The organism is Enterococcus durans NBRC 100479 = LMG 10746 (assembly GCF_001544215.1).
Taxonomy (GTDB): domain Bacteria; phylum Bacillota; class Bacilli; order Lactobacillales; family Enterococcaceae; genus Enterococcus_B; species Enterococcus_B durans.
This window is the reverse complement of sequence record NZ_BCQB01000015.1, coordinates 1-25,374: the sequence shown is the minus strand read 5'-3', so window position 1 is coordinate 25,374 and position 25,374 is coordinate 1. Positions and strand designations below refer to the sequence as shown.

The 25,374-nt window shown below is 39.0% G+C and carries 23 protein-coding genes and 3 pseudogenes; 22 read left to right on the top strand and 4 right to left on the bottom strand.

What is annotated here, in order from left to right; translation table 11 throughout:
* Positions 1-175: 175 nt before the first annotated feature.
* The 3 genes from ED2_RS06000 to ED2_RS05990 all read left to right on the top strand — a co-directional run bounded on the left by ED2_RS06000 (position 176) and on the right by ED2_RS05990 (position 1,626).
* Positions 176-667, top strand: coding sequence for a pyridoxamine 5'-phosphate oxidase family protein (locus tag ED2_RS06000; RefSeq protein WP_016177453.1), 492 nt, complete (start codon positions 176-178; stop codon positions 665-667).
* A 183-nt stretch (positions 668-850) separates the two neighbouring features.
* Positions 851-955 (top strand): helix-turn-helix transcriptional regulator, encoded by a 105-nt coding sequence (locus ED2_RS05995; RefSeq protein WP_016177454.1) that lies wholly within the window; start codon positions 851-853, stop codon positions 953-955.
* Complete coding sequence (locus ED2_RS05990) at positions 952-1,626, top strand: hypothetical protein (protein ID WP_016177455.1); 675 nt, start codon at positions 952-954, stop codon at positions 1,624-1,626. Before ED2_RS05995 ends, ED2_RS05990 begins: the two co-directional genes overlap by 4 nt.
* Positions 1,627-1,974: 348 nt before the next feature.
* On the opposite strand, the pseudogene ED2_RS16340 reads toward ED2_RS05990, so the two are convergent.
* Positions 1,975-2,088, bottom strand: a pseudogene (locus tag ED2_RS16340) (DUF3788 family protein); the annotation flags it as partial.
* Between the two features lie 288 nt (positions 2,089-2,376).
* On the opposite strand from ED2_RS16340, the gene ED2_RS05985 reads away from it, so the two are divergent.
* Together ED2_RS05985 and ED2_RS05980 are read left to right on the top strand one after the other, a co-directional pair.
* Positions 2,377-2,766 (top strand): YbgA family protein, encoded by a 390-nt coding sequence (locus tag ED2_RS05985; RefSeq protein WP_016177456.1) that lies wholly within the window; start codon positions 2,377-2,379, stop codon positions 2,764-2,766.
* Between the two features lie 36 nt (positions 2,767-2,802).
* Entirely contained in the window at positions 2,803-3,741 is a 939-nt protein-coding gene (locus ED2_RS05980) for an NADP-dependent oxidoreductase (RefSeq protein WP_016177457.1), read from the top strand.
* 214 nt (positions 3,742-3,955) lie between these two features.
* On the opposite strand, the gene ED2_RS05975 is transcribed toward ED2_RS05980, so the two are convergent.
* Positions 3,956-4,813 carry a pyruvate, water dikinase regulatory protein gene (locus ED2_RS05975; RefSeq protein WP_005880333.1) on the bottom strand — a complete coding sequence of 286 codons (858 nt, stop codon included), beginning with the start codon at positions 4,811-4,813 and terminating at the stop codon, positions 3,956-3,958.
* 92 nt (positions 4,814-4,905) lie between these two features.
* Here ED2_RS05975 and ED2_RS05970 point away from each other — a divergent pair, with 92 nt between their 5' ends.
* From ED2_RS05970 to ED2_RS05960, 3 genes are all read left to right on the top strand, one after another.
* A complete protein-coding gene (locus tag ED2_RS05970; RefSeq protein WP_005880331.1) occupies positions 4,906-5,334 on the top strand; it encodes a Fur family transcriptional regulator in 429 nt (142 codons plus the stop codon).
* Positions 5,335-5,498: 164 nt separating this feature from the next.
* The gene (gene rpsU / locus ED2_RS05965; RefSeq protein WP_002356740.1) at positions 5,499-5,675 is read left to right on the top strand and encodes a 30S ribosomal protein S21; all 177 of its coding nucleotides are present in this window, start codon (positions 5,499-5,501) and stop codon (positions 5,673-5,675) included.
* A gap of 26 nt (positions 5,676-5,701) precedes the next feature.
* On the top strand, positions 5,702-6,148 hold the full coding sequence (locus ED2_RS05960; RefSeq protein WP_016177458.1) for a GatB/YqeY domain-containing protein: 447 nt from the start codon (positions 5,702-5,704) through the stop codon (positions 6,146-6,148).
* A gap of 109 nt (positions 6,149-6,257) precedes the next feature.
* Here ED2_RS05960 and brnQ read toward each other — a convergent pair whose 3' ends face one another.
* Positions 6,258-7,637: a branched-chain amino acid transport system II carrier protein gene (brnQ, locus tag ED2_RS05955; RefSeq protein ID WP_016177459.1), complete on the bottom strand. Its 1,380-nt coding sequence runs from the start codon at positions 7,635-7,637 to the stop codon at positions 6,258-6,260.
* Positions 7,638-8,338: 701 nt separating this feature from the next.
* Here brnQ and ED2_RS05950 point away from each other — a divergent pair.
* The 8 genes from ED2_RS05950 (at position 8,339) to glyS (ending at position 18,042) form a co-directional block, all read left to right on the top strand.
* Complete coding sequence (locus ED2_RS05950) at positions 8,339-9,310, top strand: PhoH family protein (RefSeq protein WP_005880325.1); 972 nt, start codon at positions 8,339-8,341, stop codon at positions 9,308-9,310.
* Between the two features lie 19 nt (positions 9,311-9,329).
* Positions 9,330-11,531, top strand: coding sequence for an HD family phosphohydrolase (locus ED2_RS05945; protein WP_016177460.1), 2,202 nt, complete (start codon positions 9,330-9,332; stop codon positions 11,529-11,531).
* 21 nt (positions 11,532-11,552) lie between these two features.
* Positions 11,553-12,029 carry an rRNA maturation RNase YbeY gene (gene ybeY / locus ED2_RS05940; RefSeq protein WP_005880322.1) on the top strand — a complete coding sequence of 159 codons (477 nt, stop codon included), beginning with the start codon at positions 11,553-11,555 and terminating at the stop codon, positions 12,027-12,029.
* Positions 12,013-12,420 carry a diacylglycerol kinase family protein gene (locus ED2_RS05935; RefSeq protein WP_005880320.1) on the top strand — a complete coding sequence of 136 codons (408 nt, stop codon included), beginning with the start codon at positions 12,013-12,015 and terminating at the stop codon, positions 12,418-12,420. Before ybeY ends, ED2_RS05935 begins: the two co-directional genes overlap by 17 nt.
* Before the next feature lie 11 nt (positions 12,421-12,431).
* Positions 12,432-13,331, top strand: a complete 900-nt coding sequence (era, locus tag ED2_RS05930; protein ID WP_005880318.1) for a GTPase Era — start codon at positions 12,432-12,434, stop codon at positions 13,329-13,331.
* A gap of 537 nt (positions 13,332-13,868) precedes the next feature.
* Positions 13,869-14,687, top strand: a complete 819-nt coding sequence (recO, locus tag ED2_RS05925; protein ID WP_016177462.1) for a DNA repair protein RecO — start codon at positions 13,869-13,871, stop codon at positions 14,685-14,687.
* A 360-nt stretch (positions 14,688-15,047) separates the two neighbouring features.
* On the top strand, positions 15,048-15,965 hold the full coding sequence (gene glyQ / locus ED2_RS05920; RefSeq protein ID WP_005880314.1) for a glycine--tRNA ligase subunit alpha: 918 nt from the start codon (positions 15,048-15,050) through the stop codon (positions 15,963-15,965).
* A gap of 1 nt (position 15,966) precedes the next feature.
* A complete protein-coding gene (gene glyS / locus ED2_RS05915) occupies positions 15,967-18,042 on the top strand; it encodes a glycine--tRNA ligase subunit beta (RefSeq protein WP_016177463.1) in 2,076 nt (691 codons plus the stop codon).
* A 151-nt stretch (positions 18,043-18,193) separates the two neighbouring features.
* Here glyS and ED2_RS05910 read toward each other — a convergent pair.
* Positions 18,194-18,763: pseudogene (locus ED2_RS05910) on the bottom strand (transposase); the annotation flags it as partial.
* A 695-nt stretch (positions 18,764-19,458) separates the two neighbouring features.
* On the opposite strand from ED2_RS05910, the gene ED2_RS05905 reads away from it, so the two are divergent.
* The 6 genes and pseudogenes from ED2_RS05905 to ED2_RS05870 form a co-directional block, all read left to right on the top strand.
* Positions 19,459-20,187, top strand: a complete 729-nt coding sequence (locus tag ED2_RS05905) for a GntR family transcriptional regulator (protein ID WP_016177465.1) — start codon at positions 19,459-19,461, stop codon at positions 20,185-20,187.
* A 17-nt stretch (positions 20,188-20,204) separates the two neighbouring features.
* Positions 20,205-21,398 (top strand): SIS domain-containing protein, encoded by a 1,194-nt coding sequence (locus ED2_RS05900; protein WP_016177466.1) that lies wholly within the window; start codon positions 20,205-20,207, stop codon positions 21,396-21,398.
* Positions 21,391-22,386 (top strand): tagatose-bisphosphate aldolase, encoded by a 996-nt coding sequence (gene lacD / locus ED2_RS05895; protein WP_005875505.1) that lies wholly within the window; start codon positions 21,391-21,393, stop codon positions 22,384-22,386. Before ED2_RS05900 ends, lacD begins: the two co-directional genes overlap by 8 nt.
* The gene (locus tag ED2_RS05890) at positions 22,383-23,324 is read left to right on the top strand and encodes a hexose kinase (protein WP_016177467.1); all 942 of its coding nucleotides are present in this window, start codon (positions 22,383-22,385) and stop codon (positions 23,322-23,324) included. The genes lacD and ED2_RS05890 overlap by 4 nt, the downstream gene beginning before the upstream one ends.
* Positions 23,325-23,369: 45 nt before the next feature.
* Positions 23,370-25,137: pseudogene (locus tag ED2_RS14865) on the top strand (glycoside hydrolase family 35 protein).
* 16 nt (positions 25,138-25,153) lie between these two features.
* A partial coding sequence (locus tag ED2_RS05870) for a PTS sugar transporter subunit IIB (protein WP_016177471.1) occupies positions 25,154-25,374 on the top strand: 221 nt, incomplete at its 3' end.

Here is a 25,374-nt window from a genome sequence, read left to right as displayed (position 1 = left end):
AGCTTTTGTTGAGTAACAATTTAGTGTGAAAGCAATAGCAATACAAATCAGCACAGGTTTTCAATCAACGTAAAGAATGTTGCTTTTCTATTTTGACTGACGTTTTGACAGAAAAAAATGCGTAAAAACGATTGCCATGAAACTATTTTTGTAACTAAGAAATGGAGAGAATTCAATGACAACCTATAATGAAGAAATGCAATATCTATCAGAGAAACTTGGAGATAAAGATAATCTAATTGCTCTTTCAACCATCGCGCTTGAGACAACGGATGATGGCTTATCAAAACCAGTAGTACGATTAGTCGATGCAGTCTATCTTGACGGAGCCTTCTACGTTACATCTTATGCTACTACTGACAAAGTGCGACAGCTGACGGTCAATCCAGCAGTGTCGATTGGTATTGTGGTTGAAAGTTTCACTGCAGAGGGCATGGCCGAAAATCTCGGTTGGGTCAATGACGAAAAAAATGTCCAAATAATGAAAACCGTCCGCAATATTTTTTCCGAATGGTATGAGCAAGCCAACGACGATAATGACGAAAATACTTGTTTAATCAAGATTCAACTAATCAAAGGAGTATGGAACTTCCCTCACGAAGGTATTCGACGAGATATTGATTTTATAAATAAAACTAGCAAATTTTCAAAGAGTGAGGACAAATAAGAACCAGTTAAAAATAGGATAATTAATGGTGGACTCACTGATCGGTGCAAGACTAAGATCAGTGAGTCCTTTTTGGAAAACTTGATTTAATAGGATGTCGGCTCACTTTGACATGGTTTTTGACAAGATTTTCTTCCCCAAAAAAGCTATTTTGCTACAATGAAGAAGAAGGGAAGTGGGAAAATGACATTTGGTGAAGGTTTAAAAAAATTACGGGTCTCACAAGATTTGACCCAAGCGCAATTGGCGGAACGGATTTTCGTCACCCGTCAGACGATTTCGAAATGAAAGGTTTGATACCAGTTACAGCAACTCAAACTCCCGATGGAATCTTTTGGTCCAGTCAAGACCAAAATTATGTCCCTCGGTTATTAAATTATCTCAAAATAGACTATTCAGACTATGAATGGGAAACCGTGCCGGGCTATGATTTGACACCTGAAAAGATCGCTGAATATGAGGCGGTGGCAGTCACTTCCATGTCTCAACGTTATTTTCCGTTGATCAAGCAAGCCAAGCCCTCCATTAAAGCAATCAAAATTGGCGCGGAAGATTTCATGCGGCAAATGGCACCAAAGGGAGCGGTCGCCGGTCGAACCACTGGCTATGTATTGGTGGATAATCAAAAGATGAGTCAAAAGAATCAACCGAAAAATCCCATGACCTTCAATTATGAAAATTTGCGGCAAGTGATGCGGGATTATCCGAAGATCTATTGGGAAGTCGTGACCTTCGATGAGTTGAAGGAACGTCTGCGAAAAAATACCAAAAACGTGACAGTCGGTCTCATCCCAAAAACCTACGCCTATGAAAAATACTTGCAAACGGGATCTCCTGATGTTGCAATTGTGAAGCTAACACCTAAGCAGTTGGAAAAAACACCTGTCGCCTATGAAGCAGCGATGCTCATAACCGGTGCGATAACGATGGTTTTAATGACTTTGCGGGTTTTCTTTTGAATTGTATTAAATGAAACTGCTTTTTTAGTTTGATATCAAGTGGAATTTGTCAATTAGTGGATTATGTTAAGGTAATAGTTGGTTAAAATAATATATTCAAACATGCTAAATTAAGTGTGTAGCGATGAGATTTCTAGAAACCCTCTAAAAAATTTATTAAACCCTTCTAGAAATTGGACCTTGGAATAATGGGGATTCCAAGGTCTTTTTAGGATTTAAGAAAATAAATGAGAGTGTAAATACATATAGAGAAATTCCCCCATAGTATTATTGTTCTTAGACCATAGATAAGTAACAAGACGAACGTGGGAGAGATCTAAAAATCAGATTTGCTACAGACTCTTGAGTAAACGGTTGGAGCAGAAGCAACTCCTTCGGAAATAAGCCGAAATTCACAAAAATTTGAAAAGCAATTTTCGTTCATTTCTTCTTATTTCTCGGAGTTAAACACTTCTGTCCCAGCCTCTCTCAAATAAACGGCGTCCAAAAGTCAGGTTTTTTGGAAATTTCAAAAACGAGTGTGGGACAAAAGTAAGAAACACTTTTGTCTCGACCTCATTTGGACCTCTCATGGCTTCAGTAGAGGTTCAATTATGGAATTTATTTCTATCTTTAATTGGTATTTTTCAATTCCATCGTTATTTGTTGATCCCAACTGCTATGTTCAATCAAATGTTACATGAACTAGTGAGCCTTTTTCTTCAATAGTCAACTGGTCAGGTGTTAAGATGAAAGAAAGAGGTGTGAAAGATGCGCGAGAGCCAAGAAGAATGGGCCCGATGGAAATATTATGTCATGGCACGATCACAAAAAGAATATTTAGCGTTACGCCAGCTTTTTTCTGGTAATCAGTGGTCAGAGACGAAAAACAAGCAATTTTATCAGCACTTGGATATTGTAAAAAGAATGCCGGTTGATCTAAAATCGAAGAGAAATACATATGAACACGTTTGGGGATATTTTAAAAAGACGGCAACAGCAGAAGAAAAACAGCACTTTTTTGTTCTGCTGGATCAATTAACAGAACGTCAGGACGAGGTACTTCCGTATCTAAAAAAGTTGGCAGAAAAATACCAAATCATGTATCTTTTAGAATCTCATCTGTTTGATGAGTGCAAATCATTTCCGGATATTCACTAGGACTTTTATAATAAGACGATATGGAGGGATGTACAAATGGAAACACGCGCAATCGTTATAGAAGAATATGGTCATGCAGACCAATTGAAAGAAAGCAGAGTAACTTTACCTGAACTAGGGGCCCATCAAGTGTTGGTCAAAGTCAAAGCTACCTCAGTCAATCCGATTGACTGGAAACTTCGTGAAGGGTATCTAGCACAAATGATGCCTTGGGAATTTCCGATTATTCTAGGGTGGGATGTTGCAGGTGAGATTGTGGCAGTTGGTTCAGAAGTGCAAGATTGGCAAGTCGGTCAAGCAGTATTTGCACGACCAGAAACAACTCGTTTTGGCACCTATGCTGATTATACGATCGTAGATGATCATTTATTAGCTAAAAAACCTGATTCTGTTTCTTTTGAAGATGCAGCGGCTGTGCCATTAGCAGGGTTAACTGCTTATCAAGCGCTATTCACGCATGGCAAATTAAAAGCTGGTGAAAGAGTCTTGATCCACGCGGGTGCTGGCGGAGTCGGTATTTATGCTATTCAATTAGCTAAAAATGCGGGCGCTTTTGTCATTACGACTGCTAGTGAAAAGAATCATAAGTTACTAAAAGAACTTGGTGCGGATCAAGTGATTGATTACCATACCACTGACTTTTCAGAAGTATTAGAAGACGTGGACTTAGTTTTCGATACGATGGGCGGGGATATTCAAAAAGCCAGCTTCGAAGTATTGAATCCAAAAGGACGGTTGATCTCAGTCGTTGACCAACCTGATGAAGAATTAGCCAAGAACATTGCGGTGGCAAAAAGTATTTGGCTTCAACCAGACGGCAAACAATTACAAGTAATTGCTGATCTAATGGAAGCAGGAAAAGTTAAAAGCATCGTTGGTCATACGTATCCACTTACAGCAGAAGGTGTTAAGGCTGCCCATGAATTAAGTGCGACTCATCATGCTAAGGGGAAAATCGTTTTAGTAAACGAGTGATCGACCAATCAATGCCACCATAATTATTCCTATCACTAATAAATTCAATGGAGCAAAAGATAGATTCAAAGAGGTCGACACAAAAGTCGTTTAGGTTTGTCCCACATTCGAGTTTCGGCTTATTTCCGAAGGAGTTGCTTCTGCTCCAACCGTTTATTCGTTTTTAAAGAGTGGGACAAAAGTAAGAAACACTTTTGTCCCACTCTCTCTTTGTTCATTTCTCACCAGAGGTTTCGGTACCGTAGTAACTATGGTCTTCTAAGTCTAGTGCATTTAAAATCAGTGATGCAGTTTCTTCGATTGAAAGGGAGGCGACGTTGATGACCACGCATCCTAGTTTTTTATAAAGATCATTTGCGAAATCTAGTTCAGCTCGGATTTTTTCAATATCAGAATAGGCTGTGTCTGGATTTAGTCCATAAGAACGCATCCGTTCTTTGCGAATGTTATTAAGAATATCCGGATTGTTGGTCAAGCCAACGATTTTTTTCGGATCGATTTCCCAGAGCTGTTTAGGGATATGGGCTTGAGGAATCAGTGGCAAGTTCGCAACTTTCAGGTTCTTATTTGCTAAAAACAAACTTAATGGTGTTTTTGATGTTCGTGATACCCCAAGCAGGACAACATCTGCTTCTAAAAAACCACGGGGATCTTTTCCATCATCATATTTTACAGCAAATTCCATCGCTTTGATCCGTCTAAAATAATTTTCATTCAATAAATGGAGTGCCCCAGGCTGCCGTGTCGGTTTGACTCCAGTCAATCGTTCGATTTCTTGGATTGGCGGCGTCATGACGTCAAAACTAAATAGGTCATTTTTCTGGCAAAAATCACGTGTCATTTCAATCAATTCTTGGTTGATCAAAGTATGGAGGACAAGTGCTTTTTCTTCAAGGGCATCTTCTAAGGCTTGTTGAAGTGCTTCTTTGTCTGTTACAAATGTCCGTCGGAATAAATTGAACTCGACTGATGGATATTGAGCCATAGTTGCTTGCGCTAACTTGGTTGCTGTTTCGCCAGCAGAATCAGAAATGACGAAAAAGGTAACGATCTCTGTTGTCTCAAAAGTCATAGATATAAAACCTCACTTGCAATTTTTTTATCTTTAGTATACCATACTGTGGAACATATACTTCGTAATCATTTTGATTTGGAGGGGACGCCTTGAAAAAGCAAACATTGATCGAACAATCATTAGAAACATTGAAAAATAACGGATTCAAGTATACGAAGAAGCGCGAAGCGATGTTGACTTACTTAGTAAAACGAAATCGATATGTATCGGCTAAAGAAGTTTTTGATTACATGAATCAGGAGTTCAAAGGGGTCAGTTATGATACAGTTTATCGAAACCTTCATGATTTTTCTGAACTTGATTTATTGGAAGAAACAGATTTGAATGGAGAAATGAAATTTCGCTTTCATTGTTGTCAGGGAGAGATCGGGCATCATCATCACTTTATCTGCACGGTTTGTGGAACGACCAAGGAGATCCATATGTGTCCAATGAATTATTTTCAGGACCAATTAAATGGTTGTACGATCGAAGGCCATCGTTTCGAGATCTTCGGGCGGTGTGAAAACTGTCAATAATTGTTTTAAATAAAATAACATTTGATTATTTAAAAAAAACACAAGATTCCCTTGACGGTCAAAAGAGCTTTAGATATAATATTTACAGGACATTCTTGTTTTTTGGGATTTAAATTTCAATAACAATTACGGTTACTTTTTAAGCTCGGAGGGAGGGAATTAACATGTCAAAAACAGTCGTTCGCAAAAACGAATCACTTGACGATGCTCTTCGTCGCTTCAAACGTTCCGTGTCAAAAGCGGGTACTTTACAAGAATCTCGTAAACGTGAATTCTACGAAAAACCAAGTGTAAAACGCAAGAAAAAATCTGAAGCAGCTAGAAAACGCAAAAAATTCTAGTTCTTTGATGAATTGGAGTTGGTAGTGTGTCACTACTAAGTAGATTGAACGATGACATGAAGACAGCGATGAAAGCGAAAGATAAAGAATCTTTGCAGGTGATTCGTATGATCAAGTCATCTATTCAAAACGAGCAGATCAAAGAAGGTCACGACTTGACGGAAGATGAAGAACTAACAGTGTTGTCTCGTGAAATGAAGCAACGCCGTGATTCTTTACATGAGTTTGAAGAAGCTGGGCGTGACGATTTGGCTGAAAAAGTGAAAAGTGAAATTGTGATCGTTGAGAAATACATGCCAGAGCAATTATCTGAGGATGATATTCGTCAACTTGTTCAAGAAGCGATTACGCAAACTGGTGCTTCTTCTGTAAAAGAATTTGGCAAAGTCATGGGTGTGATCATGCCTAATGTCAAAGGAAAAGCAGATGGAAATCAGGTCAATGCAATCGTGAAAGAACTATTGCAATCCTAATCTTGTAATTTAAAACTGCGAACAATTTGTTCGCAGTTTTTTTTACTTCAACCTAAAAAGAATTGGTTATTCCTTTAAAGGAATAACCAATTCTTTTTAGATAGTCCAATCAATTATTTACTTGTTCATTCTCTCTAGCCTTCATCGTTAGCGCTTGGTAACCGTAATAACCTAATAGACTGATCAGATAACCCAATAAGGTAGGAACGACCCAACCTAATCCAAGTGAAGCTAGTGGTACATGATGATGATAGAAAGCCAGTAGAGCAGCAACAACAGATTGCTGTCTGACTAGTGCAGGAGAATTGGCGAACATATCTAGAACAGCTGGTACAGCGGTAAAGAGCATCGTCACTTGATAGATGACTGGATTTCTTTGGAAAAATCTGGCGGTCAATGAGAGTAAGATCAATGCAAGAGAAAGTGGATAAAGGAGCATCAATACAGGTAAAGACCATTGGATGATATTATCTAATCCAGCATTGGCTACAACAAAGGAAACAAATGTAGTGAGACGTAACCAAGTAAGGTAGCTGACCTTAGGAAATAGTTTATGGAAATCTTGGGCAAAAGAAACGACCAATCCCATCGCGGTAGTAAATACGCCTAAAGTGACCATGACTCCTAAAAAGACAGCACCAAAGTTTCCTAAATAGTATTGAACGATTTGTGAAAGAGCTGTACCTCCGTTTTCGGATAATGTTAACTTGTTTAAGCTCATCGCTCCTAAAAGGACAAGTCCAAAATAGATGACTACTTCAAATGCAACACTAAGAGTACCTGCTTTGGCAGTCAGCAAGGTCACTTGTCTATTTTTTAATCCTAGATCACGAACAGCATGTACAAAAGTAACACTTAGCGCAAGTAAAGCAACAGCATCGACTGTATTGTAGCCTTCTAGGACACCATTTGTTAAAGCGTTCGATCGATAAGTAGCATCGGCAGCTTGATGGAGGCCACCCATAGGATGGATGAAGGCAACGAAAAAGATGACTGCTAATAAGACGAGAAAGATCGTATTTAAATATTTTCCTACATATTTAACGAGGCGTGTAGGATGGACGGTCAATAAATAGGCACATAAGAAGAATAACGCAGAGAACACGAGCATGCCGATCGTAGTGAATTTTTCTGGAAGAAATGGTTTTGCGGCCATTTCAAAAGCAGTAGCGGCAGTACGAGGTGTACCAAAAAAAGGACCGATTGTTAGATGGACAAGGACAAGAAATAAAGCAGCGTACCATTTGCCGACTGGTTTGGCTAGATCATATAAGCCATCGCTGTTCGTCACTACGACTGCTAGAATCGCTAGAAGTGGGAATAATGCACCAGAAATAGCAAAGCCGACACTGGCATTCAACCAGTTTTGACCTGCAAGTTGACCAAGGTGGACTGGAAAAATCAGATTACCTGATCCAAAAAACATGCCGAAGATGAGAGAACTGACGACTAGAAGTTGTTTCCAAGAATAAGTTTTTGCTTTGTTCATTAATAATTCCTCCGATAATAAAAAATAGATAAATGAATGTTTGTTTTGTGCTTCGAATCTCACTAATGTCAGTTTCCATGGGAACCACCACCTTAAAAGAAAATAAAAAAGAGCCCTTTTCCACTTGGGAAAAGGGCTCTAAATAACTAGAACGGTACCACCTTTTTTAGCTTGAATAAGCTGTCTATTTTCACGGACGCTTTTTTGTAAAAGTTATCCGCTAGCCTGATAATGGTGGCAGCCACGATGCTCTACGTTTTCGACATCGACTCGGAAATGATGTTCGCTCACTCGATTTATTGTCATTTTTCACTTACATGACTCACTGGGAATAAATACTTGAGTAGCTACTGTTTTCCTCTACGTTTTATGTGTTATCTAATTTATTGAAATTATGATACTACAACTTATTTTAAAAAGCAAGACTAGTTTTACGAATAAACTAAATTTTTTTAATTTTCAAAAAATGTAAGATGTTTTTATGTGAGACAATCTAATACCAAGATGAGAAGGGGCTGAAGGGAATAATGGGACATTTTATGCTGAATATCCCAGTAGAAGACCGTTATTTTTCTTAAAAAATATCCTAAGAAATCACGAAATAGAGTCCTTTGTGTAGTCCCTTTTTTATTTGCTATATAGTTTTTCTCGGATATGGTAAAATAGGAAAGAATGATTTGAAGTAAAGGAGATGTCTATTTTTGACAGAAGCGTCCAGTTCTTTAGAGATTAGATTAACTGCTGCTGACGATGTCAGTATGCTTTTAGGTGCACATGATAAACATATAAAATTGATCGAGGAAATGACCGAGACCACTATCCATACAAGAGGAGAAATGATCCAAATCATTGGAGAAGAGCCAGGTCTTTCATTAGCCGCTGAAGTGATCCGTACGTTACAAGAGTTGATCAAACGAGGAATCCATATCAGCACACCTGATGTAGTGACTGCTTTAAAAATGGGTCAAAAAGGGACCTTAGGCTATTTTGTAGAAATGTATGAAGAAGAAATCGTCAAGGACCGCAATGGAAAACCGATTAGAGTGAAAAATAGTGGCCAAAAGAAATACGTTGAAGCGGTCGCTAAACATGATATCGTGTTTGGCGTAGGACCAGCTGGAACAGGGAAAACATTTCTTGCGGTCGTGCTAGCGATAGCAGCGTTGAAAAAAGGCGAGGTCCAAAAAATCATTTTGACTCGTCCAGCAGTCGAAGCAGGTGAAAATCTAGGCTTTCTACCTGGAGATTTAAAGGAAAAAGTAGATCCCTATCTGCGTCCAGTATACGATGCGCTTTATCAGATCTTTGGATTGGATCATACGAATCGGTTGATGGAGCGTGGAGTTATCGAAATAGCTCCGTTAGCCTATATGCGTGGGCGAACATTAGATGACGCATTTGTGATTTTAGATGAAGCGCAGAATACGACAGTGGCACAAATGAAGATGTTTTTGACCCGTTTAGGCTATCAGTCTAAAATGATCGTCAACGGTGACACAAGCCAAATCGATTTGCCGAGAGGTACACAAAGTGGGCTTGTTCATGCTGAACGAACATTGAAGCAAATCAAGAAAATTGCATTTGTCAATTTTGAAGCAAGTGATGTTGTTCGTCACCCTGTTGTAGCAGAAATCATCAAAGCTTATGAAAAAGCAGATCTTCATCAAGAGTAGGGCTTAGGAGGATAAGCATATGTTGAACAAGATACTACAACAATTACAAGCAAAACTGGGGAAGGCTGCAATGCCTTTCTTGTTGTTTTTGTTTTTCATCATCATCTGTGGGGTTACTTTCAGTAGTGTAAAGCAAAAGGCAAATGATTTTAAAGAAGGTCAAGTAGCCGAGGAGAGTATCCGGGCGAATAAAACTATTGAAAATACGGAAGAAACGGAACAAAAGCGAAAATTAGCAGCAGAAGCTGTTACGCCAGAGTATACGTATCAACAGGATCTAGTCGATGATCAGAATAACCGGATCAACCAACTGTTTGATTTGATCGAAAAAACGAATGATTCCATTGACAAAACATATAAAGACAACGTAGAAAAATCAAAAGATAACGAAAACGTACCAAAGCCGACGATCGATGAACGGATTGCTGCCCTAAAGAAAAATTTTGAAAGTGTGAATGCAGAAAATGTAGCATTCTTCCAGAAGCTACCGACTAATTTCTACACAAAAATATTTGGGATGACAGAAAGTCAAATCAATGAAGTTCGCGATCAAAGTTTAAAACTGATCGATGAACAAATGAGTAAACAAGTACGAGAAAGTGACTTAGAAGCCTTCAAACAAGAGGCAGAGGATCAGATCCAGTACTTGAATGTTTCTACCGATCAGCAACAAATGATCCATTATCTAGTGGATCAAGGAATCGTTGTAAATGATGTGCTGAATGAAAAGAAAACTGAAGAGTTGAAACAAGCAGCTAGAGAAGCAGTTCAGCCAGTCATGATCTACCAAGGAGAAATCATTGTCCGTGAAGGAAACCAAATCGATTCGGCAGCAATGAAAAAACTTGAACTTTTAGGTCTGACAAATCAAACGACATCGATTTTTCCATTAGTTGCGATGATTTTAGCTGTTCTTTTACAAATTGCTGTATTATTCTATAACTCGATGCAGTATCATGAAGCAGCCAAAAGAACAGAATATGTTCTTTTTTATGTGACGGTGATGTCCCTCAGTGTTCTATTAATGAAATTTTTCCAATTGTTCCAAACCGAGCAAGCAGCTTATATCCCGCTATTTTATCCTGCAGCGTTTGCACCTTTAGTGCTGAATGTTTTCTTGAATCGGCGTTCAGGGATCATTGCGGCTTTGTTCCAAACAGTTACTGCTTTGTTCATCTATTATGATTCGATCGGAACGAACTTTTTGACAGCGATATTGATGTCCTATTTGTTTAGCGGGCTGTTAGCAACTGTCTTAAAACGGCAACGGGTTTCTGAACAATGGGTTTCAGCCATGATGTGGGTGATTATCTTTCCACTACTGATGGATATTGTATTGATCATTTATCAAGGTATGAGTTTTAGCGATGGTACCACATGGTTGATGCTGGTATGCGGATTTATGGGTACGTTGCTGTCCTATCTGTTGACGATGGGCTTACATCCATATATTGAATTGCTGGTCAATGACGATAGCGTCATCGTACTAAATGAATTGAGTAATCCAAATCATCCGTTACTGAAGCAGTTGTTAGAAGAAGCACCAGGCACATATCATCATAGTATGATGGTCGCTAACCTAAGTGCAAATGCAGTCGCTGATATCGGTGGTCGTTCTTTATTGACGCGAGTAGCCTGCTATTATCATGATATCGGCAAAATCAAACATGCCAGTTTCTTTGTGGAAAATTTGCCATCAGGTGCAGAAAATCCTCATAATTTTCTATTACCAGAGGATAGTAAACAAATCATTTTTGGCCATGTAACTGATGGCGCTAAAATTTTAGAAGAGTATGAGATGCCACAGATGGTGATCGATATTTGTCGTCAGCATCACGGGACTACGTTAATGAAATATTTTTATATCAAAGCAAAAGAACGGAATCCAGAAGTGACGGAAGAGCAATTCCGTTACCCAGGTCCAAAACCACAAACAAGAGAAGCAGGGATCGTCAACATTGCCGATAGCTGTGAAGCAGCTGTTCGTGCGATGGATAATCCTGCAGGAGAAAAAATCGAGCAGTTCGTTCATAATTTGATTGAAGAACGTATTTCTGATGGACAGCTTGATGATAGTGGATTGACACTGAAAGAAATTCGCAAAGTTGAAAAATCGTTGATCAGTGGGTTGAGTAGTACCTTCCATTCAAGGATCAAGTATCCTAAAATGAAATCAGAAGCGGAAAAAATGAAAGAAGAAGTCGAAAAAACAGAAGATTAGTAAGGGAAAGAAGCGATAATAATGGACATTACATTTATGGATGAAACAGAAAAAGTTTCAGAAGAAAAAATCAAAGAAATCGAGGATCTGCTTCAATTTGCTGCCTCACACTTGAATTTGCCAGAGGAAACAGAAATGTCTGTTACTTTTATGGATAATGCCGCAATCCAAGAAATCAATCGCGTATATCGTGGAAAAGATGCACCAACAGATGTCATCAGTTTTGCATTGGAAGAAGAAGGGGAAGATGAAATTCCTGTGATCTTTGAAGATGGGGATAATCCGATGCCACGAGTATTGGGAGATATCATGATCTCAATCGAGCGAGCAGCTGAACAAGCAGAAGAATACGGACATTCGTACGATCGGGAACTAGGATTTTTGGCGGTACATGGTTTCTTGCATATCAACGGCTATGACCATATGACGCCAGAAGATGAGAAAGAGATGTTTGGCTTACAGAAAGAGATATTGGATGCGTATGGACTTAAAAGATAAGAATATCGAAAAAAATGTTGAAAAGAATAAACACTTTTTGATGTCAGTAGAGTTTGCGCTTCAAGGCGTCAAAACAGTATTTGATGAAGAGCGCAACATGAAAAAACATGTGGTATTCGGTTTGTTCGCGTTACTTATGGGAATCGTTTTTCAGCTAAGTATCAGTGAATGGTTATGGTTACTTCTAGCCGTGTTTTTAGTGTGGATCGTTGAGATCATCAATACAGTTTTCGAAAATGTTGTCGATATGTTCACTGACTTTCATTTTCATCCCATTGGGAAAAAGATCAAGGATATGGCAGCTGGTGCGGTTCTTGTAACAGCTTGCTTTGCGGTGATCGTCGGACTTATCTTATTTGTCCCTAAAATCTATCAATTGTTTTTTAATTAAAGGAGAAAATTATGACAGAACATAAATCAGGATTCGTAGCAATCGTTGGGCGCCCAAATGTTGGGAAATCAACGCTATTAAATCGGATCGTTGGTCAAAAAATTGCGATCATGAGTGACAAAGCACAAACGACCAGAAATAAAATCCAGGGAGTCTATACGACACCAGAGGCGCAGCTGATATTTATCGACACACCTGGTATCCACAAACCAAAACACCGCTTAGGCGACTTCATGGTTGAAGCAGCTTACAGTGCGTTAAGAGAAGTAGATGCTGTGTTATTTATGATCAGTGCGGATCAGAAACGTGGACGCGGCGATGACTTCATTATCGAACGTTTAAAAAATGTTCATTCACCAGTGTACCTAGTCATCAATAAAATCGATAAAGTTCATCCAGATGAGCTGTTAGGCATCATCGAAGACTATTCGACACAGATGGAATTTGCACAAGTGGTACCAATTTCCGCTACTGAAGGAAACAACGTAGAACGTTTGATGGAGGTATTGGTTGATGAAATGCCTGAAGGTCCTCAGTATTTCCCTGATGACCAAGTAACAGATCATCCAGAATATTTTATTGTTTCAGAATTGATCCGAGAAAAAGTATTAGTCTTAACTAGAGATGAAGTTCCACATTCAGTCGCTGTTGTGATCGACTCGATGAAACGAAATGAGAATGACAAGGTACAGATCCAAGCAACGATCATTGTGGAACGTGACAGTCAAAAAGGGATCATTATCGGTAAAGGCGGCAAGATGCTGAAACAGATCGGCACGAAAGCCAGAAAAGATATTGAAAATCTTTTAGGAGATAAAGTATACCTTGAATTGTGGGTAAAAGTCCAAAAAGATTGGCGTGACAAACAAGTCTACTTGCAAGATTTTGGGTACCGTAAAGACGAGTATTAAATCGGCTCGTTCATCAATGGATAAAGAGAAGGTCGACACAAAAGTCGTTTAGGGTTGAAAAATTGGAGAGAAAAGAGAGTGGGACAAAAGTAAGAAACACTTTTGTCTCATGCTTTAAAAACGAATAAACGGCGGGAGCAGAAGCAACTCCTTCGGAAATAAGCCGAAGTTAACAAAAATTTGAAAAGCAATTTTCGTTAATTTCTTCTTATTTCTCGGAGTTAAACACTTCTGTCCCAGCCTCTTTTTTGAAATTTCCGAAAAACCTGACTTTTGGCCGCCGTTTATTCGAGAGTCTGTGGAAAACCTGATTTTTAGTTTTGTCCCATACTCCTCTAAACACGGATCAACGGCGATTTCTTCGAAAAAAACAGAAATCTTACAGGAATCAAGAAATTATTTCTGTAAGTCCTTCTGCTATTGTTGTGTAAGACTTCGATTTTCATCACGTTTGATTTGTCACTGTCTTAATGATGATCGCTAGTAATAGCTATCTGTTCAATATACAAGAAACTCAGATGTGAAAGGGGTGCTACTATGAGTCAACTTGCAGAATCAAAAGGCATCATCTTATCCAGTAGAAACTATAAAGAAAAAGATAAATTAGTGAAGATCTTTACGGAATCTGCTGGGAAAATGATGTTTTACGTAAAAGGCATCCATCGGCAAAATCAGCCGTTAGCTCCAGCACTTCTGCCCTTCACTGAAGCAACCTATATAGGTATAGGCACCTTTAAAAATGAAGGACTTTCTTTCATTACAAGTGTCAAAGATGTTCATGCTTTTCGACATATCCAAGAAGATATCTTTTTAAGCGGTTATGGCACGTATTTGCTGAATTTAGTCGATGCTGCAATTGAAGATCATCAGTATGATCCTCATCTATTCCATTTTACCCAATTAGCATTGAATCGGATGGATCAAGGCGATGATGCGGAAATCATCACGAATATTTTTGAGGTTCAGTTGTTACAGCGCTTTGGGATTGCTCCGATTTGGACGCATTGCGTGGTTTGTGGAGAAACCCAGGGGAAATTTGATTACTCGTCAAAATATGGGGGCGTGATCTGTGAAAAACACTGGGATATGGATCACCATCGCTACCATGCAGATCCGAGAGCTGTTTATTTTGTACGAATGTTTTCGGCAATCTCCTATGACAAGATCAATGGGATCAGCTTGAAGGAAGAAACAAAACAAGCGATCCGCCAGCTGATTGATCAGTTGTATGAAGAATACGTAGGAATCCATTTGAAAAGCAAAAAATTTATTGATCAAATGAAATCTTGGGAACATGTATTGAAAGTCCCTGAAAAAGAGGATAAACCAACTACCGAAGATGAAAAAAATGACTAGAATTTTCAAAGAAGGCTCAAAACTATTTGACAAAAGGGCGGTATACCGTCTATTATTGAAGCTAGATGAATGAGAATGTGATTTAAAGCTTTTCATTATGTGAACTCTTAATAGATAAGTACGATGATCAAGCACAGTAAAAAATACGTAGCACAAGCGAGTTCGGGAGGGTGTAAGCCGAACGCTGGCGGTTTTTGAAGAGGCACTTGGGAGTACGACCAATGAAGCTGCCGATTTTTTCGGAAGTAGGGTGGAACCGCGAAACTATTCGTCCCTATGTTTGTTTAGACAAGCATAGGGGCTTTTTTTGTTATTCTGATTTTCTCATAAAACGTTTTTTAATTGGAAGGAGCAAAAGATATGAGTAAAAAATTATCAGTGCAAGACATGATCTTAACGTTGCAAAAATTTTGGTCATCAAATGGCTGTATGTTGATGCAAGCGTACGATACAGAAAAAGGGGCGGGAACGATGAGTCCCTATACCTTCTTACGTGCTATCGGACCAGAACCATGGAACGCAGCATATGTTGAACCATCACGTCGACCAGCAGATGGCCGTTATGGTGAAAATCCGAATCGTCTTTACCAACATCATCAATTCCAAGTAGTCATGAAACCATCACCAGAAAACATTCAGGAACTATATCTTGAAAGCTTGCGTTTATTAGGAGTCGATCCTTTAGAGCATGACATCCGTTTTGTTGAAGACAACTGGGAAAACCCTTCGATGGGCTGTGCCGGTGTTGGTTGGGAAGTTTGGTTAGACGGCATGGAAATCACTCAATTCACGTATTTCCAACAAGTTGGCGGACTTCCATGTAAACCAGTTACGTCAGAAATCACTTACGGTTTGGAACGTTTAGCATCTTACATCCAAGAAGTAGAAAGTGTCTACGATCTAGAGTGGTCTGATGGAGTAAAATACGGGGAGATCTTCAAACAACCAGAATATGAACATTCTAAATACTCATTTGAAGTGAGCGACCAAGAATTGTTACTAAGTAATTTCGATCGTTTTGAAAAAGAAGCAAAACGGTGTATCGATGAAAATCTTGTTCATCCTGCCTATGATTATATCTTGAAATGCAGCCATACCTTCAACTTGTTGGATGCACGTGGCGCAGTATCTGTGACTGAACGTGCTGGCTATCTTTCTCGAATTCGCAACATGGCAAAAGCAGTAGCAAAGATTTTCGTGGCAGAACGAGAAAAACTTGGATTCCCATTATTGAATAAAAACACAGCAGATCCGAAAAACAACAAGGAGGCTGAATAAGATGGCAAAAGATCTATTATTGGAAATTGGTTTGGAAGAAATGCCTGCCCATGTAGTGACACCAAGTATGAAACAGTTGGAACAAAAAACAGCAAAATTTTTGGATGAACATCAATTAACGTATGATTCGATTGAAACATTCTCAACGCCAAGACGATTGGCAATCAAAGTAACGAATATTCCAGAACGCCAAGAAGATAGCGAAGAGGAAGTCAAAGGTCCTGCGAAAAAAATCGCTCTAGATGCTGAAGGGAATTGGTCAAAAGCAGCACAAGGGTTTGTTCGCGGACAAGGAGTGACAACTGACGATATCACTTTTAGAGAACTAAAAGGTGTCGAATATGTCTATGTGACAAAATATACGCATGGGAAACCAGCAAAAGAAGTATTGACAGGTCTTGCTGAAGTAGTCAAAAGTTTGACATTCCCAGTGACTATGCACTGGGCTGATTTTGATTTTGAATATATCCGTCCGATTCATTGGATCGTTGCTTTATTAGATGATGAAGTGATCCCCTTTGAGGTTTTGGATGTAAAAACCGATCGTCGCTCACGTGGACACCGCTTCCTAGGAGAAGATGTGACTTTCGCCCATGCGAAGGAATATGAAGAAAAATTACAAGAGCAGTTCGTGATTGCTGCACCGCAAAAAAGACAACAAATGATTGTTGAACAAGCAGAAGAACTGGCACAAAAAAATAACTGGGTCATTGATCTAGATGCCACTCTTTTGGAAGAAGTCAATAATCTAGTCGAATATCCAACTGTCTTTGCAGGTGATTTCGAAGAAAAATACTTGTCTGTACCAGAAGAAGTGTTAGTGACGTCAATGAAAGAACACCAACGCTACTTTGAAGTAAGAAATGAAGAAGGTCTGTTATTGCCACACTTCATCTCAGCACGTAATGGCGATCATGTAAAATTAGACAACGTGATCAGAGGAAATCAAAAAGTGCTGACCGCTCGATTAGAAGACGCAGAATTCTTCTATAATGAAGACAAAAAAACGTCCATTGACCAATATGTCGAAAAATTGAAATCTGTAACGTTCCATGAGAAAATCGGCAGTATCTATGAAAAAATGCAACGTGTCCAAGTAATTGCACGTATTTTAGGCGAGTCAATTGGTCTTTCTACAGAAGAATTAGCTGATTTACAACGTGCTGCTGAGATCTACAAGTTTGACTTGGTAACCAATATGGTGGGCGAATTTCCAGAACTTCAAGGAATCATGGGTGAAAAGTATGCTCGACTAAATGGTGAAAAACCAGCAGTTGCTCGTGCTATCAAAGAACACTATATGCCGACTTCAAGTGAAGGAGAGCTTCCAGAATCAGCTATCGGTGCAGTATTAGCAATCGCTGATAAGCTAGACAGTATCTTCTCTTTCTTCACTGTTGGTATGATCCCAAGTGGTTCAAATGATCCCTATGCATTACGTCGTCAAGCTTACGGAGTCGTTCGGATCATCGAAGCGAAAAATTGGGCATTCCCATTGGTCAATTTACAACATGCGATCAATCAAGAAATCAATCAAGACATTACTCGTTTTGGCATTGAATTATCTGAAGGTCAAAAAGAAGTCATTGATTTCGTAAAAGGACGCTTGCGTCAATTGTTGACAACGAAAAAAGTACGTCATGATATCATTGATGCTATTTTGAATGCAGAACAGAAAGACTTGACAAAAGCTTTTGCTGCAGCTCAATTATTTAAAGAACGATTGGAAGATGAAGACTTTAAACCATCAATGGAAGCTTTGACTCGTGTGGTCAATCTAGCGAAGAAAGTGGAAGACGACGCTGCAAAAGAAATTGATCCAGCTCTTTTTGAAAACGAAGCAGAAAAAGAGTTATATGAAGCAGTCAATCAAGTAAAAGCGCAATTACCAGATCAAAGCCTTGATGAAAATTACAATCAGCTTGTGGCATTACGCCCATTGATCGAAACATATTTCGATCAAACGATGGTAATGGTCGAAGATCCAGCGGTACGTAACAATCGCTTAGCACAATTACAACAAATTGCTGAGATGGCATTGTCGTTAGCAAGTTTAGATCAAATCATCACGAAATAGATTTTTAGACAATGAGTTGGAGGAATCCAGCTACATGGATCAAACTTGAACCATGGAATTTATGTTGGCTCATTGTCAAATGATGTTGGTAAAGAGAAATCTTAGAATAATTTGGACAGAACAGAAAGAAGAAAACTTCTTTCTGTTCTGTTTATTTGGTTAAAAATGTTTTGCCATGACGAATCATGATCCGTAGTTTGAAATTGTAAAAGCTGCGAAAGCCGTACGCATTGCGTTTTAATACTTTGATGTGGTTGTTTAAACATTCCAATGGTCCATTTGAATAGCTGTAGTGAAGCGCATTTTGAATCTGTGGCAGAAACTTTTTAAACGTTCGTAAAGTGGTTGTATAGGTTTCAGGCAGACCGTTAATGTCTCTAGTTAAACAATCTTCAAATAGTGACTGATCTCTTTTCTTTACCGCATAAAGAATGTCTTGGTATAACTGATAGCCTTGGCGTAGGTTGGGACAAGCAGCTAACAGTCGATCGACAATCTCACTTTCAGTCAAATAATCTTTAAAACTGGCACGCCAAACCCGTTTTTCATAGTTTAACTTTGCTTCTTCTTTTTGTAGGAGTTTCCAATTGCGTTTCAATTTTTTCCCTAACCCTCGTTGAGAGTGGGAAGTTCCTTTAAGCCGTGCCGTGGTTTCTTTCACTCGATGATTCAAGAAAGTTCTGCCAATATGTTGGACGATGTGGAAATGACTAATTTTCAACAATACCCAATAGTTAATGGCTTTATTCAACCTCGAATAAGATCAAGGTAGTTCTGGATGACCAGTGACATTAAGGGTCCTCATAGGTGACAAGAAAGAGGTGGTTTATAATTTAAGCAAATTTGTCCTTTATATTTTTCTTTAGTTAAACAATTTTCCTCGAAATGGATATTTAGGTCTAGAATATTTAGGGTGTCTTTTCTATATTTTTTATACTTTTTGATGTTGGCGAAGTTCACCAACATCAAAAAGTATAGAGCCGAAAAAAAACAGAATTATTATAAAAAATTTTTGTTATTTTAAAAAATGTACAACAAAATTTCGACTATCAGACCGGCAAGAGAGAAAAGTTATCTAAAAAATAAAAAATCCTACTTTATTTAGAGAAAGCCATTTTTATTTACATAGTAGTCTATTAGGCCCATTTGCTTGTCGATAGTAGAAATAGCCACAGATGTATAAAGAATATTTTTTCTTTACTTCTCTAGAACATTTAGCTGAATCTTTGCCAAGATTCAGCTTTTTTTTGTTTTTTATTTGTCAACTGGTATTTTTGAGGTATCTTTTGATACCAGTTCTAAATTACCTTGAAACCTTGTTATAATAGCTTTTTTATGCCAAAAGCCCTTTGACAAATGAGGAGTATGTGGGTATTCTTGTGTTGTGGTTATAACCAGTAAAGAAGAGGTATTTTTATGGAGAGCTCAAGTAAAGGAAAATCATTATATTATCAACTAGTTGACGTATTGAAAGAACGTATCGAAACACAGATGACACCTCATGACAAATTGTTATCTGAAAGAGAACTTTGTCAGCATTATGGAGTGAGTCGGACAACGGTTCGCCTTGCTTTGCAAGAATTAGAGACGCAAGGGTATATTTATCGCCGACACGGAAAAGGAACATATGTGTCTGATTTATCAGATAAGTCGTCTGATCTGGCGGGAGCGTATAGTTTTACAGAAGAGATGAGGGAATTGGGACGGGTGCCTAATACAGTCATCTTGGAATTCAAGCAAATGGAAGCAAACAAAAAGGTTGCCAAGAATCTAAACATCAATTTAGGCGAAACAGTTTTCAAATTGAAAAGACTTCGTTTAGCGGATGACGAACCATTGATGGTGGAACGTTCTTATTTACCTGCAAAACTATTTATTGGTCTTGATCTGCCATTACTTGAAAGTAAGCCATTGTATGATGTGTTTTCTCAGGATTATGAACAGCAAGTTCAATTAGCAGATGAAGAATTTTATGCAAGTATCGTTCAAAAGAAAGATGCTGATCCGCTTCGTATCGCTGATGGTGCCCCGGTATTACACCTAAGCCGAACGACCTATAATGTGAAAAATGAAATTATTGAATATACGGATAGTGTAGCGAGAGCAGACCAGTTTCATTATAAGATCCGCCACGTCCGAAAATGATTGAGAGGGAAAACAACATGTTTGAACTATCGAAGGATAAATTAAAAGAGTTGGGTGCGGAAATAACTACGCGAGAAATCAAACAGCAACCGCAATTATGGAAAGAAACAGCAGAGATATTAGCACAGAATCAAGAAAGATTAGCATTGTTTTTTGACCAGATAAAAAAAACAGCAAACGGCAAAAGAGTTCGAGTGATTTTTACTGGTGCAGGTACATCACAATATGTCGGGGATACAGCAGTACCTTATTTAAATGAATACGGGGATAACGATCACTTTATTTTTCATAGCTTTGGTACGACAGACATCGTGTCTTCACCGAAAGAATTTCTATTTCCTGATGAACCGACATTACTGGTGTCATTTGCACGTAGTGGAAATAGCCCAGAAAGCGTGGCAACAGTCAAGATTGCCAATGAACAAATCAAGACATTGTTTCATTTGACGATCACTTGTGCTAAAGAAGGTCAGTTAGCAAAGAACGCAGCGACAGATGAACGAAATTATCTTTTACTGATACCAGAAAAATCAAATGATGCAGGATTTGCCATGACAGGAAGTTTTACGTGCATGTTGTTGAGTGCGTTATGGGTATTCGACCAAACTGCCGTTGAAAAAAAAGAAAGTTATCTTCAACAATTGATCAGAACTGGAGAAGATCTAATTTCACGAGATCAAGAAATCCAAAAATTATTGCCTAAGTCATTTGAACGTATCGCCTATCTTGGTTCAGGAAGTTTGGCTGGTGCAACGAGAGAAGCACAATTGAAAATATTGGAATTGACAGCCGGTAAAGTGGCAACGATCTTTGATTCTTCTATGGGCTTCCGCCATGGGCCAAAATCGTTTTTAAATAGCGAAACACTTGTTATTGGTTTTGTTAATACCCAACCGTATACAAGAAATTATGACTTAGATATTCTAGAAGAAATAAAAGATGACCAAATTACCACGAATGTCATCGCGATCGCCCAACCAGGAAACATCGATTTCACAGGTACAAGTCTTTTGTTAGAAGCTTCGATCAGCCTACCTGATGCGTATCTTGCGTTACCTATGATCATGACAGCCCAAATCATTGCGCTCGATACGTCGATAAAAGTAGCGAATAAACCAGACACACCATCGCCTACAGGTACAGTCAATCGAGTGGTCAAAGGTGTCATTATCCATGAATATGTGAACAAAGGGGAAACGAAGGATGAATGAAGAAAAAGTTGCAGCTATGAAGAGTTTATCAACAAAAGAAGGAATCATCAGTGCATTGGCAATTGATCAACGCGGTGCTTTGAAAAAGATGATCAAAGCGTTAGGAAAAGAACCAACGGCACAACAGATCACTGAATTCAAAGAATTAGTATCAGCAGAATTAACGCCTTATGCTTCTGCTATTTTACTAGATCCAGAGTATGGATTGCCAGCTGCTAAAGCCAGACATCAGGAAGCAGGACTACTTTTAGCCTATGAAAAAACGGGTTATGATGCGACAACTCCAGGACGTCTGCCTGATTTATTAGCGGATTGGTCTACGCTTAGATTAAAGGAACAAACAGCCGATGCAATCAAGTTTTTGCTTTATTATGATGTAGATGAAGACCCAGAGATCAATCATTTGAAACATGTATTTATCGAACGTTTAGGCAGTGAATGTGCAGGTGAAAAGCGTCCGTTTTATCTAGAATTGGTTTCGTATGATGCCAAAATCAATGACAGCACTTCGTTAGAATATGCGAAGATCAAACCGCATAAAGTGATCGAGATGATGAAAGAATTTTCTGATCCTAAATACAAAGTGGATGTATTGAAAGTAGAAGTACCAGTCAATATGAACTATGTAGAAGGTTATTCTGATGGTGAAATTGCGTATAGTAAAAAAGAAGCAGCGGCATTCTTCAAGGAACAAAGTGACGCAACACCGTTACCATTTATCTTCTTGAGTGCAGGGGTTTCGACTGCATTGTTCCAACAAACATTGGTCTTTGCTCATGAATCTGGTTCAACATTCAATGGTGTGTTATGCGGACGTGCGACTTGGAAAGATGGAGTCAAAGCATATGTTGAAAATGGCAGAGAAGGTGCGATTGAGTGGTTGAGAACACAAGGGCGACAAAATATCGAATCGTTGAATAAAGTGATAAATGAAAACGCCACCCCTTGGTTTGACAAAGTAAAAGAAGATTCGGTGACAGCAAAATGATCACGACAGTTACCATGAATCCTTCAATTGACATCGCTTACACGTTGGATGAATTACGGATCGACCAAGTCAATCGGGTCAAAACGGTCAACAAAACGGCTGGAGAAAAAGGCTTGAATGTTGCTCGTGTCCTTCATTTATTAGCAGATGATGTTTTAGCTACTGGATTAGTCGGCGGGCAGCATGGCGCATATATCAAAGAACAACTCGATCAATCAGGGATAACGCATCAATTTTTACCTATCAAAGGGGAAACGAGAGATTCGATTGCTATTTTACATGGAGCGAATCAAACAGAACTATTGGAAAGCGGTCCTGTTGTGACAGAAGAAGAGCAACATAAATTTACCGAGCATTTTGCACGACTAATGGAAACAACTGATATCTTTACGATTTCGGGTAGTCTGCCACAAGGATTTTCTAAAAATTATTATGCAGAGTTACTTGCCCTAACGAATGAAAAAGGAACACGAGTATTGTTAGATACTTCTGGTCAAACCTTGCTTGAAGTCTTGGAAGGCAAGGAAAAACCATTTTTGATCAAACCTAATTTGGAAGAATTAGGAGAGTTGGTCCACCAAACAATTTCTTCGGCTACTTCGTTAGATGAAATCCAATCATTATTGGATCATCCGCTTTTTGAAGGAATCAATTGGATCGTTCTTTCGCTAGGCTCAAAAGGAGCGATCGCTAAAGTAGGGGGACACTTCTATCAGGTTACGATTCCTAAAATCGCGGTGGTGAATCCTGTGGGGTCAGGAGATTCGACTATTGCAGGCTTAGCACATGCTCTATCAAAGAGCTATACGATTGAAGAAACACTTGCGTTTGCGATGGCCTGTGGGATGGCGAATGCACAACAAGAAAAAACAGGATGGATCGATCCTGTGAAAGTCGATTATTTTAGGGGGGAAATCAACGTCAGAAAGATTCGTTGATTATAAAATTAGAAAGCGGTTTCTAAAAACGGGGAGGAAATTTGCTTGACTAGATTTGAAATAAAAGAAGAGTTTTTGTTAGACGGTCAACCTTTCAAAATTTTATCTGGTGCCATCCATTATTTCCGGGTGCATCCGACGAATTGGGAGCGGTCATTGCATAATTTGAAAGCGCTTGGATTTAATACTGTGGAAACCTATGTGCCTTGGAATCTCCATGAAAAAGAAGAAGGAACCTATGATTTTTCGGAAATATTGGATCTTTCCCATTTTCTAGAGTTAGCGCAATCCCTTGGATTATACGCAATCGTACGTCCTGCCCCTTATATTTGTGCAGAATGGTAATTTGGTGGCTTGCCTGCTTGGCTATTGACAAAGGAGTGCCGTATTCGTTCAGCGGATCCTCGCTTCATGAAGTATGTCAAACGGTATTACCAAGCGCTACTACCTAAAATCGTTCCTCATCTAGTCACTCATGACGGCAACGTCTTAATGGTGCAGGTAGAAAATGAGTACGGTTCGTATGGTGAAGAGAAAGCATACCTGCGCCAAGTAAAAAAATACTTGGAGGAAGGCGGGATCGATTTACCGCTATTCACTTCTGATGGACCGTGGCAAGCCACATTAAGAGCAGGCAGTTTGATCGACGATGATGTTTTTACGACAGGGAATTTTGGCTCAAAAGCAAAAGAAAATTTTGCAGATATGGCCCAGTTTTTTGAAGCACATGGTAAAAAATGGCCGTTGATGTGTATGGAATTTTGGGATGGCTGGTTTAATCGTTGGAAAGAGCCGATCATTAAAAGAGATCCGGAAGAATTAGCGGATGCAGTCAAAGAAGCATTACAGATCGGCAGTATCAATCTCTATATGTTCCATGGTGGAACCAATTTTGGATTTATGAATGGCTGTTCAGCCAGAGGCACGATTGATTTGCCGCAAGTCACTTCCTATGATTACGATGCACCATTGGATGAGCAGGGAAATCCAACGGAAAAATATTTTGCTCTGAAACGAATTGATGGCAGAAAATTTTCCAGAAATGCAGCAAATGGAACCATGGATAAAAGAAACAATCGTCAAAAAAGGAATCAACTTGAAAGAAAAAGTCAGCTTTTTCGCAACACTGGATACCATCGGCGAGTCGATCCACTCGACCTATCCTCAAACAATGGAAGAATTGGGTCAGAATACTGGGTACCTATTGTATCGAACAACGATCAAAAAAGATGCGGTCAATGAAAAATTACGGATCATCGACGGACGTGATCGGGTCCATGTTTTTCTCGATGAAGAAAAGCAAGCGATTCAATACCAAACAGAGATCGGTGAGACCATTCCATTGACACTTGAGAAAGAAGACCATCAAATTGATCTATTATTTGAAAATATGGGACGGGTCAACTATGGACACAAGCTGTTAGCTGATACGCAAAGAAAAGGAATACGTACAGGAGTGATGAGCGATCTTCATTTTATCACAGAATGGACACAGTATTGTTTACCTTTAGAGACTACAGAACACATCGATTTTTCAAAAAAATGGGTAGCAGGTCAACCAGCATTTTACCGCTTTGAAGCGGAACTGTCAGAAATCGGTGATACTTATTTGGACCTTAGTGAGTTTGGGAAAGGGATCGTTTGGGTGAATGGCACGAATATTGGTCGTTTTTGGGAAGTAGGACCAATTCTTTCACTGTTTGTTCCCGAGGGTTTACTTAGAAAAGGACAAAATGAAATCGTTATCTTTGAGACAGAAGGTAGATTCAGTGAAGTTATAGATTTTGTCAAAGAGCCAATAGAAAAAAGTTAGAAAAGGAGAATGGATGATGGCAATTATTGGAGTAAGAATTGATGGACGTTTGATACATGGACAAGTGGTAAATCTTTGGACGACAAAGTTGAATATTGGTCGGATCATGGTCGTAGACGATGAGGTAGCAACAAATGCGATCGAAAAAAGTGGGTTAAAGTTGGCAACGCCAGCTGGAGTCAAATTAAGTATTTTACCTATTGAAAAAGCAGCCGCAAATATTTTAGCAGGTAAATA

Bases quoted from the DNA above. Each gene is read 5' to 3' on its own strand.
- ED2_RS05945 (WP_016177460.1), top strand. From the start codon at position 9,330: ATGTTGAACAAGATACTACAACAATTACAAGCAAAACTGGGGAAGGCT.
- glyS (WP_016177463.1), top strand. From the start codon at position 15,967: ATGGCAAAAGATCTATTATTGGAAATTGGTTTGGAAGAAATGCCTGCC.
- ED2_RS05905 (WP_016177465.1), top strand. From the start codon at position 19,459: ATGGAGAGCTCAAGTAAAGGAAAATCATTATATTATCAACTAGTTGAC.
- rpsU (WP_002356740.1), top strand. From the start codon at position 5,499: ATGTCAAAAACAGTCGTTCGCAAAAACGAATCACTTGACGATGCTCTT.
- ED2_RS05890 (WP_016177467.1), top strand. From the start codon at position 22,383: ATGATCACGACAGTTACCATGAATCCTTCAATTGACATCGCTTACACG.
- ED2_RS05995 (WP_016177454.1), top strand. From the start codon at position 851: ATGACATTTGGTGAAGGTTTAAAAAAATTACGGGTCTCACAAGATTTG.
- ED2_RS05975 (WP_005880333.1), bottom strand. From the start codon at position 4,813: ATGACTTTTGAGACAACAGAGATCGTTACCTTTTTCGTCATTTCTGAT.
- ED2_RS05900 (WP_016177466.1), top strand. From the start codon at position 20,205: ATGTTTGAACTATCGAAGGATAAATTAAAAGAGTTGGGTGCGGAAATA.
- ybeY (WP_005880322.1), top strand. From the start codon at position 11,553: ATGGACATTACATTTATGGATGAAACAGAAAAAGTTTCAGAAGAAAAA.
- era (WP_005880318.1), top strand. From the start codon at position 12,432: ATGACAGAACATAAATCAGGATTCGTAGCAATCGTTGGGCGCCCAAAT.
- ED2_RS05935 (WP_005880320.1), top strand. From the start codon at position 12,013: ATGGACTTAAAAGATAAGAATATCGAAAAAAATGTTGAAAAGAATAAA.
- glyQ (WP_005880314.1), top strand. From the start codon at position 15,048: ATGAGTAAAAAATTATCAGTGCAAGACATGATCTTAACGTTGCAAAAA.
- ED2_RS05990 (WP_016177455.1), top strand. From the start codon at position 952: ATGAAAGGTTTGATACCAGTTACAGCAACTCAAACTCCCGATGGAATC.
- ED2_RS06000 (WP_016177453.1), top strand. From the start codon at position 176: ATGACAACCTATAATGAAGAAATGCAATATCTATCAGAGAAACTTGGA.
- ED2_RS05980 (WP_016177457.1), top strand. From the start codon at position 2,803: ATGGAAACACGCGCAATCGTTATAGAAGAATATGGTCATGCAGACCAA.
- recO (WP_016177462.1), top strand. From the start codon at position 13,869: ATGAGTCAACTTGCAGAATCAAAAGGCATCATCTTATCCAGTAGAAAC.
- lacD (WP_005875505.1), top strand. From the start codon at position 21,391: ATGAATGAAGAAAAAGTTGCAGCTATGAAGAGTTTATCAACAAAAGAA.
- ED2_RS05985 (WP_016177456.1), top strand. From the start codon at position 2,377: ATGCGCGAGAGCCAAGAAGAATGGGCCCGATGGAAATATTATGTCATG.
- brnQ (WP_016177459.1), bottom strand. From the start codon at position 7,637: ATGAACAAAGCAAAAACTTATTCTTGGAAACAACTTCTAGTCGTCAGT.